The organism is Metallococcus carri (genome assembly GCF_011440275.1).
Taxonomy (GTDB): domain Bacteria; phylum Actinomycetota; class Actinomycetes; order Actinomycetales; family Dermatophilaceae; genus Metallococcus; species Metallococcus carri.
Genome location: NZ_JAAOIV010000011.1, coordinates 68,821 through 81,363, shown reverse-complemented (window position 1 = coordinate 81,363; position 12,543 = coordinate 68,821). Strand labels below are relative to the sequence as shown.

Below are 12,543 nucleotides of genomic sequence, written 5' to 3'. Positions count from 1 at the left end.
GCCGGGGCGATGGCGTGGTGCGTGCTTCGGCACCGGTGACCTACCTGATCGGATCAGTACCGGCCGCGGCGCACCCGTCCGGCGAGAACCGTCGCAGTGCCGCCGCCGATGATCAGCAACAGACCGGCAACGATGCCCATCGCGGACAGCGGGGACGACGGAGGCGGTCCATCGGTCTGCACCTCAGTCGGGATGCCTCCACCAGGGCCGGTGCTGGGCGGCGGAACCGCACCAGTCGTGCTCGAGGTCCAGGTCGAGGTCGACGTCGAGCTCGTCGGACCGGTCGTCGTCGGAGTCGGCGTCGAGGTGCCCGTCGGCGTGGACGTGCCGGTCGGCGTGGACGTCGTCGTCGACGTCGGGCCGCAGCCGCTCACCCAGAAGACCTTGGACTTGGTCATGTTGCCGTTGGAGTCATTGGTCGAGACCGTGACCTTGACGTGGTAACCCTGCTGAGAGTTCGGGTCACCGGTGAACGAGAGGGTGTAGTCCTCGCGGTGGTTGAGACCCGGGCCTCCCTTGAAGCTCGGGCTCTGGTCGCCAGTGACGTTGATGGAACCGTCGCTCGGCGACTGGATCTCGAAGGTCACATCCGAGGTGACGGTCGTGCCGTCGAAGCCGTACCACTCGACCGAGAAGTTGCAGCCCACGTGCGGGACGTTGTCTTTGGGCGAGGTGATGTCCTCGCCATTGACCTTGACGGTGCCGTTGTTGCCCGGCGCTGCGGCAGCGGACGACATGTTGACGCCGAGGAGCGCCATGGCTGCTGCCACCAGCGCGATCAGGACCACCCAAAGACGGCGGTCGGATGTGGATCTGGTCTGCATTCCTACCTCCCCTGTGGCACCCGATCGGATGCCAACTGAACTCGACACCGACCTTTGCCGGCGTCTCCCCCGAGTTCCCCGCAACGGTGTCCAGCCGTGAGCCACCCCCGCGACTGCGTTGCCAGGTGACGCTCAGCCTGCCCCAAAAAATGCGATCTGTATACCTTCTGCTGACCAGCCCTTTACTTCTTTCAGACACGCCCCAGCGGTGCATTAATTGGACGACCGTCGAAGGTGCCGCTTCACCCGGACGAACGCGCCGGGCAGGAAAGGTCGCAGGAGGGTCGCGACGCCGCGTGGTGACGCAGCTGCTGGTGGGCGATACTGGGTTTGAACCAGTGACCTCTTCCGTGTCAGGGAAGCGCGCTACCGCTGCGCCAATCGCCCGTGGAGGTGGCGACGGGATTTGAACCCGTGTAGACGGCTTTGCAGGCCGTTGCCTCGCCTCTCGGCCACGCCACCGAAGGCCTCACCTGGGGCAAGACCAGAGCGGACAACCGGGCTCGAACCGGCGACCTCAACCTTGGCAAGGTTGCGCTCTACCAACTGAGCTATGTCCGCCTGCGCGGGACCTTCCGGCGCCCGTGCGATGCATGAGACTAACCCATGCCGATCACGCGACTCCAATCGAGGGGTCGGGCGTGTCCCGCCGGGCGGCGAGGTGGTCTGGCGGGTCGTCCGAGCGCGATGGATCGTCGTCCTCGAGGGGCTCGTCGTCCTCCTCCGCGACCCCGGCCGGCTCGTCGTCCTCCCGGCCGCGGCGACGCGTCAGCTGCACGCCGGAGACGAGCAGGTCTTTCGCCCGCTCGCGCACGGGGATCTTCTGATCCATCGGCCACAGCCGGTTCACCGCGGCGTTCAGCGAAGCGCCGATCAGCACCGCGATGCCGATGAAGTACAACCAGATGAGCACCACGATCGTGGCGGCGAGCGGGCCGTAGATGCTCGTGCCGCCCACCGAATTGCCGAGCACCCAGCGCAGCACCATCGAGCTCAGCACCCACACCGCGAGGGTCAGCACGGCACCGGGCAGGTCACGCACCCACGGGGTGCGCACAGGAGTGGCGATGTAGAACAAGGTCGCCATACCCAGGATGGTGAGGCCGCCGACGAGGGGCCAGTAGAGCAACATCAGCGCCTGCAAGCCGCCGGGCAGCCACTCGCTGAGCAACTGGGGGCCGATGACGATCAACGGCAACACGATCGCTCCGAAGAGCAGCGACATGATGTAGAGGCTGAGGCTCAGCACCCGGGTGCGCACGATGCCGCGCTTGCCGCCCTGGCCGTACATGATCGAGATCGTGTCGAGCAGCACGTTGAGCGCACGTGATCCTGACCACAGCGACAGCACGAAACCGATCGAGATGACGTCGGGCCGACCGCCGTGCAAGGCGTCGGTGATCGTCGGCAGCAGCACCTCGCGCAGCGACTCCTCGGTGAGGAACTTCGCGGCATAGTTCTCGATCGCCTCGGTGACCCGGTTGACCGTGTTCGGGCCGAGCCAGCCGCCGAGATAGCCGACGCCACCGAGCAGCCCGAACACCAAGGGCGGGAAGGACAACAGGGCGAAGAAGCCGGCCTCGGCGGCCAGACCGGTGACGCGATATTGCAGGCAGATGCGCACCGTGGTGACGATGAGCCGGGCGAGCGCGACGGCGCCGGGCACGCGGGAGAGCACCTGCTTCAGCCACGGCTTCACACCGGGCCGACCGGGACCGCCGGACGCCCGGTCGGGTGCTGTGCCTTCGCTCACTGGCACCACGGTAGTGGTCAGACCATCCAGACCCGTGCACCACAATGGCGTGCCATGGACATCTGGCCCGGCCACCCCTATCCCCTGGGTGCCACCTATGACGGCACCGGCGTGAACTTCGCGATCTTCTCCGAGGTAGCCACCGGGGTGCAGTTGTGCCTCATCGACCCGCCGGCCAGTGAGGGCGGACCGCTGCGTGAGACCCGGGTCCCGCTGACCGAGGTGGACGGCCATGTGTGGCACGGCTACCTGCCCGGCATACAGCCCGGACAACGCTACGGCTACCGCATCGAGGGTCCCTTCGATCCGGCGAACGGCCACCGGTGCAATCCGGCCAAGCTGCTGCTCGACCCCTATGCCAAGGCGTTCGACGGGCAGATCGACGGCGACGAGTCGCTGTTCTCGTATCGCTTCGATGACCCGACGGCGTTCAACGACGCCGACTCGCTGGGCCACACGATGCTGTCGGTCGTCGTCAACCCCTTCTTCGACTGGGGTCACGACCGGCCGCCGCGGCACGAGTACCACGAGAGCGTCATCTACGAGACGCACGTCAAGGGCCTCACGATGACCCACCCGGACGTGCCCGAGGAGATCCGCGGGACGTATGCCGGCGTGGCGCACCCGGCCGTCATCCGGCACCTGCGCGAGCTGGGAGTGACGGCGGTCGAACTGCTGCCGGTGCACCAGTTCGTCCAGGACACCACGCTGGTCGACAAGGGCCTGTCGAACTACTGGGGTTACAACACCATCGGCTTCCTCGCCCCGCACAATGCCTATAGCGCCTCCGGCACCGACGGCCAGCAGGTGACCGAGTTCAAGGCGATGGTCAAGGCGCTGCACGCCGCCGGGATCGAGGTGATCCTCGATGTGGTCTACAACCACACCGCCGAGGGCAACGAGCTCGGCCCGACGCTCGCCTTCCGCGGCTTGGACAACGCGTCCTACTACCGGCTGGTGGATGACGACCGCAGCCACTACTACGACACGACCGGCACCGGGAACAGCCTGCTGATGCGCAGCCCGCACGTGCTGCAGCTGATCATGGACTCGCTGCGCTACTGGGTCACCGAAATGCACGTCGACGGTTTCCGGTTCGATCTGGCCGCGACGCTGGCGCGGCAGTTCCACGAGGTCGACCGGCTCTCGGCCTTCTTCGACCTGATTCAGCAGGACCCGATCGTGTCGCAGGTCAAGCTGATCGCCGAGCCCTGGGATCTCGGCGACGGCGGCTACCAGGTCGGCAACTTCCCGCCGCTGTGGACCGAGTGGAACGGCAAATACCGCGACACCGTGCGCGACTTCTGGCGCGGTCAACCGGCGACCCTCGGGGAATTCGCCTCCCGGCTCACCGGATCCAGCGACCTCTACGCCCACTCCGGCCGACGCCCGATCGCCTCGATCAACTTCGTGGTCGCGCACGACGGGTTCACCCTGCGCGATCTGGTGTCCTACAACGAGAAACACAACGAGGCCAACGGCGAGGGCGGCAACGACGGCGAGAGCTACAACCGCTCGTGGAACTGCGGGGTGGAGGGTCCCACCGACGACCCGGCGATTCAGACCTTGCGGCTGCAGCAGCAGCGCAACTTCATCACCACGCTGCTGCTCAGCCAGGGCGTGCCGATGCTGGCGCATGGTGACGAGCTCGGCCGCACGCAGGGCGGCAACAACAATGTCTACTGCCAGGACAACGAGATCTCGTGGATCGACTGGGATCTGTCCCAGGACGACCGCGACCTGCTCGCCTTCACCCAGCAGGTCATCGCCCTGCGCAGCGCCCACCCGACCTTCCGGCGCCGCCGGTTCTTCGTCGGCGACGCGCAACACGGTGGCACCGGCAATGGCGACATCGAGTGGTATCTGCCGACGGGCACGCCGATGGGCGAACTCGACTGGGCCAACGGCCTGGCCCGCTCGCTCATGGTGTTTCTCAACGGCGACCTGATCGAGGGTCCGGACGCGCACGGCCGGCCGGTGGTGGACGACCACTTCCTGTTGTTGTTCAACGGTGGGGACGAGGCGATGACCTTCACCGTGCCCGACCTGGAGGGGCGCGAGTGGGCCACCCGGCTCGACACCACGACGGCGACGGTCGGCGAATCGCCGGATCGCCACGCAGCCGGTGACCAGATCGAGGTGGCCGGCCGCTCGATCCAGGTGCTGCGCGCCCCGCGCGGCTGAGCGCGGCAGTCGCCGCGGCCGCTCAGGTCGCGGCGACGCGCTTCTGTTCGGCCTTCACATCGAAATCGGCCGGCGGCCAGTCCAACTGCAGCGAGCGCAGTTCATTCAGCAGGATCTGCTGCACCGCGAGCCGGGCGTACCACTTGCGGTCCGCGGGCACGACATACCAGGGAGCTTCGTCGGTGGAGGTGCGGTCGAGCACCGCTTGATAGGCCTCCAGGTAGCCGTCCCAGAACTCGCGCTCGGTCACATCGCCCGGGTTGTACTTCCAGTATTTGTCCGGACGGGCGAGCCGCTCGGACAGCCGCGCGCGCTGCTCATCGGAGGAGATGTGCAGCATCACCTTGACCACGTGTGTGCCGGCGTCGGTGACGCTCTGCTCGAAGGCGTTGATCTGCCCGTAGCGACGCCGCCACGTCGTCGGCGGCACGAGATTGTGCACCCGCACGATGAGCACGTCCTCGTAGTGCGAACGGTCGAAGACGCCGATCATGCCCGGCTTGGGCAACTGTTGGCGGATGCGCCACAGGAAGGGGCGACGCTTCTCCTCCGCGGTCGGTGCCTTGAAGGCATGCAGCGAAATCCCTTGTGGGTCAACCGAACCCACGACATGACGCATGATGCCGCCCTTGCCGGAGGTGTCCATCCCCTGCACGACGAGCAGGATCGAGGGACCATCGCCGTCGCGCCCGTTGGCGTAGAGCCGCTCCTGCAGGTCATCGATCTCTGCCCGTTGGTCGGCCATGACCTTCTCGGCATCGGCCTTCTTGCCCTTGAACCCCGGGGTGGCGTCGGTCGCCAGCTTGCTGAGCTCGAATCCCTCTGTCACCCGGAGCTTCTCGCTGATCTTGGCCGCGAGATCGTTCTTGCTGCGCTTCTTCTTCGCCATTGACCGATGGTCTCACGCAAGGATGGCGGACATGCGTGAACTGCTCCCGCGAAGCCGCCCTCTCACCGACGCGGACCTGCTCCAGCTGTATGCCGCCGTGCCCGCCGACCAGCCGCTCCTGCGGCTGAATTTCGTGACCACCGTTGACGGTTCGGCGCAGGGGCCCGACGGTTTGTCCGGCTCGATCAACACCGACGCCGACCATCTCGTCTTCGACCTGTTGCGCGCGTGGGCCGATGTCATCGTCATCGGCAGCGGCACCGTCGTGGCCGAGCGGTATGACGCCCCGCGGACTCCCGCTCGCTGGCAAGCCCTGCGCGCGGGCCGCCCGGCAGACCCGGCGATGGCCGTGTTGTCCCGCACCGGGACGCTGCCCGCGGGCATGGACACCCACGGCCGCGCAGACGTCTTCGTGATCGACACCGACACGGTCGGCGAGGCGGTCGGCATACTGCACGATCGCGACTACCGGCACATCCTGTGCGAGGGTGGCCCGACGATCGCGCGGGCGTTGCTCGAGGCCGGGCTCGTCGACGAGATCTGCTTGACCACCTCTCCCCTGCTGGTGCTCGGCGATGGTCCGCGTTTCGTCACCGCGCAGCAGTGGCAGCCCACCCCACTGCGGCTGGAGTCACTGATCGAGGAGGACGGCACGCTGATCGCCCGCTGGTCGGTCGAGCGGACCTGACCCGCGAGGCTCAGGGCACGAGCTGGGGCGCGCAGAACGCCCGGACCAACCGCTCCCACCGCTCGCTGTCGACATTCCACTCGCGACAGTGGCCGGCCAGATCGAAGGCTTCCAGCCGCACCAGGTCAGGGCGCTCGTGGGCGAGATCCTGCGACGGCCCGAAGGGCACGAAGTCGTCGTCGCGGGAATGGATGAGCAGCACCGGCTTGGTGAGATCGTCGGCCCGGGTCACCCAGTCGGCGCGGGCCAGGTCCAGCGGTTCGCCGAGGCCGACGGCGCGCCGGTGCAGGCGGCGGCTGCTCAGCAGCTTCTGACCGACCCGGCCGATCGGTGGCGGCAGGTGGTTCAGCCCGGCCTGGAAGGCCAGCACATTGCCCCAGTCAACGACCGGAGCGTCGAGCACCAGCCGGGAGACGAGCGCGGCGCGCGGCGACCGATCGGCCGTCTGCAGCACGGTCGCCCCACCCATCGACCAGCCGAAGAGCTGGACGTCTTCGGCTCCGTGCGCCTCGGCATAGGCGATCGCCGCATCGACGTCCTGCCATTCCGATAGACCGAGGTTGTAGAGCCCGTCCGGGGCCGCGGGGCAGCCGGGGTCGTTGCGGTAACTGACCGTGAGGGTGTTGATGCCGAGGGCGTCGAGGACCTCGACCGCGCGCAGGCATTCGGCCCGATGTGCGCCGCGTCCGTGCACGAGCACCGCCCAACGACGCGAGTCCAGGACGCGCGACTCCCAGGCCGGCATACCTCCGAGCGGACCATCGACCACGACGTCGGCGAGTTGCACGCCGAGCGACTGCGCGGGCGGCCCGGCATAGAAATACCCGTTGAAGCGCGCGGGGCCGACCGACAACTCGCCGAAGTCGACGCCGAGCAGCTCGCGGGTGACCTCCTTGCGCTCGACACTCATCACCTCGCCCAGCCGCACGTGCGCACTGCCGCCGGTGGCCCACAGGCCATAACGCCCGGGGGCGGTGGTGGCGGCGTCGGCGGCGAGGGTGACGGTCAGATCGGTGAACGACCGCACCGTCGTGTCGTCCGCCGGCGGCTCCGGGGTGACGACGCGGCGGGCGAAGTAGGCGGCCACACCCACCGCACCGATGCTCCCGGCGATGGCCCCGGACCCGGCGGTCGCCGCCGCCGTCAGCAGATGTCGCGCGCGCACGTCTCCATCGTCGCAGACAGGCAGCACAATGGCGGGCATGCCGTTCCCGTTTGCCACTCCGCTGACCCCCATGCTCGCCAAGGCCACGCCGAGCGTGCCGGCCGCCGACGCCGTCGAGGGCGGCTATCTCTACGAGCCGAAGTGGGACGGCTTCCGCTGCATCCTGCTCAAGGACGGCGACGACGTCGAGATCGCCTCCCGCGGGTCCAAGCCGCTCACCCGCTATTTCCCCGAGCTGGTCGAGGCGGCGCTCGAGTTCCTGCCCGCGCAGTGCGCCTACGACGGCGAAGTCGTCGTGCGCTCCGGTGAGCCGGGAGCCCAGCGGCTGGATTGGGAGGCGCTCGGGCAGCGCATCCACCCGGCTGCCTCGCGGGTCGCCAAACTGTCGGTCGAGACACCGGCCGAGATCATCTTCTTCGACGCCCTGTGGACCGGTGGCGAGTCGCTGCTGGACTCACCCTTCGAGGAGCGTCGCGCGCAGCTGCTGCGCAGCCTGTCCGGTATGCCGTCCGGCTCGCCCTTCCACATCACCCGCGTCACCGACGACGCCGCCGAGGCCACCGACTGGTTCGAACGCTTCGAGGGCGCGGGGCTGGACGGGGTGATCGCCAAGGCGAGGCGGTCGGCATACAGCCCGGGCAAGCGGACGATGCTGAAGATCAAGCACTCCCGGACCGCCGAGGCGGTGCTCATCGGATACCGAATCCATAAGAGCGGCAAGGGAGTTGGCTCTCTCCTGCTCGGGCTGTATGACGACGAGGGTCACCTGCGCAATGTCGGCGGGATCCTGGCGTTCACCGCCAAGCGGCGCGAGGAACTCATCGACGAACTCGCCGACCTGGTGGTCCGGGACGACGAGGGTGGTGCGGTGCGCGGTGAGACCGACCGGTCGCGGTTCAGCAGCAACAAGGATGTGTCCTTCGTGCGGTTGCGGCCCGAGCGCGTCGTCGAGGTGAAATTCGACCAGCTCGAGGGCGCGCGCTTCCGGCATGGCGTGGGCTTCCTGCGCTGGCGACCGGATCGGGAGCCGAGCTCGTGCACGCTCGATCAGGTCGAGCGGGCCCCGGCATACGACCTGGGGCAGGTGCTCGCCGACGAGAGTTAGCGGACGTGCTGTTGGCGCAGCGCTGCGACCAGAGCACCCTGCTCGCGGATGAGCTCTCGGCGGCGCGACCGGCAGGCCGGTGTCTGCTCGGCGAAGCGCAAGGTGCGCAACTCGTCCTCGGTCGCCGCCAGCTCGATGATGAGCGAACGGACGCTTCTGCTCGACATCAGGATCCCCGTCATGTCCCCCAACTTTCTCCGCCCTGCTAACAGTGTGGCAGGTCACTGCTTTCAACGGACTGTGAGCCGGGCGAAGTTCCGTCACCCCTCGATGCGGTTGCCGTGTTCGTCCCAGTGCGCGGCGACCTTCTTGCTCGGCTGCACCCGTGGTGGCTCACCTGGCATCTTGGGGTAGTCGGGCGGGAAGTTGAGCTCGCCGCCGGGCAGGGTCTGCCACAGCTCGAGCAGCGGATCGAGGGAGTAGGCCTGGTCGTTCATGTCCTGCCACGGGTCGCCGTCGGCGAGATAGTCCGGCACGGTGAACAGGTTGAACTCGGCTGGGTCCTTGACCTCGGCGATGGCCTCCCACGTCATCGGTGTGCTGACCGGTGCCCCCGGGCGCGGCCGCAGGCTCCAGGCGCTGGCGATGGTGCGGTCGCGGTTGTTCTGGTTGAAGTCCAAGAAGATCCGTTCACCCCGCTCCTCCTTCCACCACGAGGTGGTGACACCCTCGTCGCGACGTTCGAGCTCGCGGCCGAGACCGATGGCCGCGTGCCGCAGGTCCTCGAAGCTGTAGCGCGGCTCGATCCGCACATATATATGTATGCCGCGGTTGCCGCTGGTCTTGGGGTAGCCGCGCAGGCCCAACTCCTCGAGCAGTTCACGCGTCACGCCGGCCACCCGTTGCGCGTCGGCGAAGGTGGTGCCGGGCTGCGGGTCGAGGTCGAGGCGCAACTCATCGGGATGGTCCACATCGGGACGGCGCACCGGCCACGGGTGGAAGGTCAGTGCACCCATCTGCCCGGCCCACACCAGGGACGCCGGCTCGGTCGGGCACAGTTCGGCGGCGGTGCGGCCGCTCGGAAAGGTGACCTCGACCGTCTCGATGTAGTCGGGGGCGCCCTTGGGCAGCCGCTTCTGATAGAACCCGTCACCCTCGCGGTCCTGCGGCCCGGTCGCGAGGCGCATCCCCTCGCGCCAGCCGTCCGGCCACCGCTCCATCGCCGTCGGCCGCTCGCCGATCGCACGCATCAGGGCGTCGCCCACGGTGGCGAAATAGGTGCACACCTGCAGTTTGCTGACGGCCGGGGTGCGCTCGGTCGCCTCGTAGATCACCCGGTCCGGGCTGGACACGCGCACTTCTCGGTCTCCGACCGGCACCATCGCCGGGGTGCTCTTCGCCATACGGCCAAAGTAGTGGCGTTCGGCCGAAGTTCACGTGACCGCCACCGTGCCTCGCCGCGAATCCCACGTGCGCGCACTAGCGTGCCGGAGTCTCGTTCCGTCCGTCACCGCATCGAGAGGTCCCCCATGCCAGTCCTACGACGCGCCCTCGCGCTCAGTTGCGTGAGCGCGCTCGGTCTCGCGACCGCCGTCTCCCTTGCACCCGCAGCGCACGCCGCCTCGCCCGATCTCGTCGTCAACCAGGTGTATGGCGGCGGCGGCAACTCCGGCGCCCCCTACGCCAGTGACTATGTCGAACTGTTCAACCGCAGCACCAACGCTGTCGACCTCACCGGCTGGACCGTGCAGTACTGGTCGGCTTCCGGCACCACCGCTCAGAAGACCCCGTTGACCGGATCCATCGGCGCCGGTGGCCGCTTCCTCGTCAAGGAGGCCGACGGCGCCAACACCTCAGCGCAGCCCCTGCCCACCCCCGACGCGACCGGCACCATCCCGATGGCCGCCACCGGCGGCCGCGTGGCGATCGTGAACCCGGCCGGCACCGTCGTCGATCTGCTCGGCTGGGGTGCGGCCACTGCATCGGAGGGTGCACCCGCGGGCGCGACCAACAACTCGACCGCAGTCTTCCGCAGCAATGCCTGCATCGACACCGACAACAACGCCGCCGACTTCACGACCGGCACGCCGACGCCGCAGAACTCCACGACCGCTCCGGTCGACTGCAGCGGGGCCACGCCGCCCCCGGCCGGCACGCCGGCGACCATCGCCCAGATCCAGGGCGCCGCGCACATCTCGCCGATGAAGGGCCAGCAGGTCACCGACGTCAAGGGCGTTGTGATCGCCCGCAATTCCGGCGGCTTCTGGATGCAGTCGACCACCCCGGACAACGACCCCGCCACCAGCGAGGGCGTCTACGTCTACACCCGCACCGCGCCGGCCGCCGCCGTCGGCGACGCGGTGAGCGTCAACGCGACCGTGACCGAGTTCCGCCCCGGCGGCACCAGCGGCACCGACAACCTGACCACCACCGAACTGACCACCCCGACGGTCACCGTCACCAGCAGCGGCAACCCGCTGCCCGCGCCGGTGGTCATCGGCCAGGACCGCATCGCCCCGCAGCAGAATGTCGAGTCCGGCGACCCCGGTTCGGTCGAGAACACCGGCGTGCCCTTCGACCCGACGGTCGACGCCATCGACTTCGATGAGTCCATGGAGGGCATGCGGGTGGCGCTGAGCGACGCGCGCGCCGTCGGGCCGACGAACCTGAAGTATGGCGAGACCGCGGTCGTGCCCGGGCAGAATGTCACCGCGACCCAGTCGCCCCGGGGCGGCGTCCTCTACGGCAGCTACAGCCAGCCGAACTCGATGCGGCTGATCCTGGACGACGCACTCGTGCCCGCGGGCACCATCGGGACCGCGAATGTCGGTGATGTCTACCGCGGCCAGACCGTGGGCGTGCTCGACTATGCGTTCAGCAACTTCCGGGTGATGGTCACCCAGGCGGCACCGGTGCAAAGCGCCGGGCTACAGCGCGAGGTGACGGCGGCGGCCGCCGACGGCCAGCTGGCGATGTCGACCTTCAATGTCGAAAACCTCGCGCCGTCCGACCCGGACACCAAATACCAGCGCCTCGCCACCCAGATCGTGCGCAACCTGCAGGCGCCCGACATCATCGCCCTGGAGGAGATCCAGGACAACAGCGGTGCCGCCGACGATGGCACGGTGGACTCCACCACGACCAGTGACAAGTTGATCGCCGCGATCACCGCCGCCGGCGGTCCGGCATACCAGGCTCGGTGGGTCAACCCCGAGAACGACAAGGACGGCGGTCAGCCGGGCGGTAACATCCGCCAGGTCTTCATCTTCCGCACCGACCGGGGCGTGAGCTTCGTCGACAAGCCGGGCGGCACGGCCACCACCGCGACCACGGTCGTGGGCACCGGTGACAAGACCACCTTGTCGGTCTCCCCCGGACGCATCGACCCGACCAACAGCGCCTGGTCCAACTCGCGCAAGCCGCTGGTGGGCCAGTTCCGCTGGAACGGCAAGTCGGTCTTCGTCATCGCCAACCACTTCAACTCCAAGGGTGGTGACGACCCGTTGTTCGGTCGCTGGCAGCAGCCGCAGCGCAGCTCGGAGACCCAGCGCAACGCGCAGGCGCAGGTCGTGCGGTCCTTCGTGGACTCGTTGCTCAAGGCGGACGCCGGCGCGAATGTCGCGGTCGTGGGTGACCTCAACGACTTCGAGTTCAGCAAGACGGCCGACATCCTCGTCGGCAGCGGCACGACCGCGCTGACCGACCTGCCGCGCACGCTGCCGGCCAACGATCGCTACACCTACATCTACGAGGGCAACAGCCAGGTGCTCGACCACATCCTGATGAGCCCGAGCCTGGTGCGCGGCTTCTCCTCGGGCGCGACCTACGCCTACGACATCGTGCACACCAACAGCGAGTTCGCCGACCAGGACTCCGACCACGACCCGCAGGTCGTGCGCGTCCCGGTCCAAGCCACCCGCTGACGCACCACCTTCGCAGGGCCCGGTGGAATGATCCGCCGGGCCCTCGTCGTTGTGCGTGATGCCCCCTTTTCT

Annotated in this window: 10 protein-coding genes and 3 tRNA genes; 4 read left to right on the top strand and 9 right to left on the bottom strand. The window is 68.2% G+C overall.

Annotation, left to right across the window (positions count from 1 at the left end):
* Positions 1 to 53: 53 nt before the first annotated feature.
* The 5 genes from G9U51_RS14280 to G9U51_RS14260 form a co-directional block, all read right to left on the bottom strand.
* Complete coding sequence (locus G9U51_RS14280) at positions 54 to 824, bottom strand: hypothetical protein (protein WP_166197544.1); 771 nt, start codon at positions 822 to 824, stop codon at positions 54 to 56.
* A 312-nt stretch (positions 825 to 1,136) separates the two neighbouring features.
* Positions 1,137 to 1,211 (bottom strand) — tRNA-Val (locus tag G9U51_RS14275).
* 1 nt (position 1,212) lies between these two features.
* Positions 1,213 to 1,286 (bottom strand) — tRNA-Cys (locus tag G9U51_RS14270).
* A gap of 26 nt (positions 1,287 to 1,312) precedes the next feature.
* Positions 1,313 to 1,385 (bottom strand) — tRNA-Gly (locus tag G9U51_RS14265).
* 52 nt (positions 1,386 to 1,437) lie between these two features.
* Positions 1,438 to 2,577 (bottom strand): YihY/virulence factor BrkB family protein, encoded by a 1,140-nt coding sequence (locus G9U51_RS14260; protein ID WP_328823489.1) that lies wholly within the window; start codon positions 2,575 to 2,577, stop codon positions 1,438 to 1,440.
* Between the two features lie 54 nt (positions 2,578 to 2,631).
* On the opposite strand from G9U51_RS14260, the gene glgX reads away from it, so the two are divergent.
* On the top strand, positions 2,632 to 4,761 hold the full coding sequence (gene glgX / locus G9U51_RS14255; protein WP_166197674.1) for a glycogen debranching protein GlgX: 2,130 nt from the start codon (positions 2,632 to 2,634) through the stop codon (positions 4,759 to 4,761).
* A gap of 22 nt (positions 4,762 to 4,783) precedes the next feature.
* On the opposite strand, the gene G9U51_RS14250 is transcribed toward glgX, so the two are convergent.
* Positions 4,784 to 5,650 carry a polyphosphate kinase 2 family protein gene (locus G9U51_RS14250; RefSeq protein ID WP_166197672.1) on the bottom strand — a complete coding sequence of 289 codons (867 nt, stop codon included), beginning with the start codon at positions 5,648 to 5,650 and terminating at the stop codon, positions 4,784 to 4,786.
* Between the two features lie 31 nt (positions 5,651 to 5,681).
* Here G9U51_RS14250 and G9U51_RS14245 point away from each other — a divergent pair, with 31 nt between their 5' ends.
* Positions 5,682 to 6,338 carry a dihydrofolate reductase family protein gene (locus G9U51_RS14245; RefSeq protein ID WP_166197670.1) on the top strand — a complete coding sequence of 219 codons (657 nt, stop codon included), beginning with the start codon at positions 5,682 to 5,684 and terminating at the stop codon, positions 6,336 to 6,338.
* Positions 6,339 to 6,348: 10 nt separating this feature from the next.
* Here the strand turns inward: G9U51_RS14245 and G9U51_RS14240 are convergent, their stop codons facing one another.
* Positions 6,349 to 7,503: an alpha/beta hydrolase family protein gene (locus G9U51_RS14240; protein ID WP_328823488.1), complete on the bottom strand. Its 1,155-nt coding sequence runs from the start codon at positions 7,501 to 7,503 to the stop codon at positions 6,349 to 6,351.
* Positions 7,504 to 7,540: 37 nt separating this feature from the next.
* Between G9U51_RS14240 and G9U51_RS14235 the strand changes: the two genes are divergently transcribed.
* The gene (locus tag G9U51_RS14235) at positions 7,541 to 8,608 is read left to right on the top strand and encodes an ATP-dependent DNA ligase (RefSeq protein ID WP_407941447.1); all 1,068 of its coding nucleotides are present in this window, start codon (positions 7,541 to 7,543) and stop codon (positions 8,606 to 8,608) included.
* On the opposite strand, the gene G9U51_RS14230 is transcribed toward G9U51_RS14235, so the two are convergent.
* Entirely contained in the window at positions 8,605 to 8,790 is a 186-nt protein-coding gene (locus G9U51_RS14230) for a hypothetical protein (RefSeq protein ID WP_166197666.1), read from the bottom strand. The genes G9U51_RS14235 and G9U51_RS14230 overlap by 4 nt on opposite strands.
* Before the next feature lie 78 nt (positions 8,791 to 8,868).
* Positions 8,869 to 9,951, bottom strand: coding sequence for a DNA polymerase domain-containing protein (locus G9U51_RS14225; protein WP_166197664.1), 1,083 nt, complete (start codon positions 9,949 to 9,951; stop codon positions 8,869 to 8,871).
* A 162-nt stretch (positions 9,952 to 10,113) separates the two neighbouring features.
* On the opposite strand from G9U51_RS14225, the gene G9U51_RS14220 reads away from it, so the two are divergent.
* Positions 10,114 to 12,471: a lamin tail domain-containing protein gene (locus tag G9U51_RS14220; RefSeq protein ID WP_328823487.1), complete on the top strand. Its 2,358-nt coding sequence runs from the start codon at positions 10,114 to 10,116 to the stop codon at positions 12,469 to 12,471.
* The last annotated feature ends 72 nt before the right edge of the window (positions 12,472 to 12,543 follow it).

Coding starts and splice junctions, on each gene's coding strand:
- G9U51_RS14280 (WP_166197544.1), bottom strand. CDS start 824: ATGCAGACCAGATCCACATCCGACCGCCGTCTTTGGGTGGTCCTGATC.
- glgX (WP_166197674.1), top strand. CDS start 2,632: ATGGACATCTGGCCCGGCCACCCCTATCCCCTGGGTGCCACCTATGAC.
- G9U51_RS14250 (WP_166197672.1), bottom strand. CDS start 5,650: ATGGCGAAGAAGAAGCGCAGCAAGAACGATCTCGCGGCCAAGATCAGC.
- G9U51_RS14245 (WP_166197670.1), top strand. CDS start 5,682: ATGCGTGAACTGCTCCCGCGAAGCCGCCCTCTCACCGACGCGGACCTG.
- G9U51_RS14235 (WP_407941447.1), top strand. CDS start 7,541: ATGCCGTTCCCGTTTGCCACTCCGCTGACCCCCATGCTCGCCAAGGCC.
- G9U51_RS14230 (WP_166197666.1), bottom strand. CDS start 8,790: ATGACGGGGATCCTGATGTCGAGCAGAAGCGTCCGTTCGCTCATCATC.
- G9U51_RS14225 (WP_166197664.1), bottom strand. CDS start 9,951: ATGGCGAAGAGCACCCCGGCGATGGTGCCGGTCGGAGACCGAGAAGTG.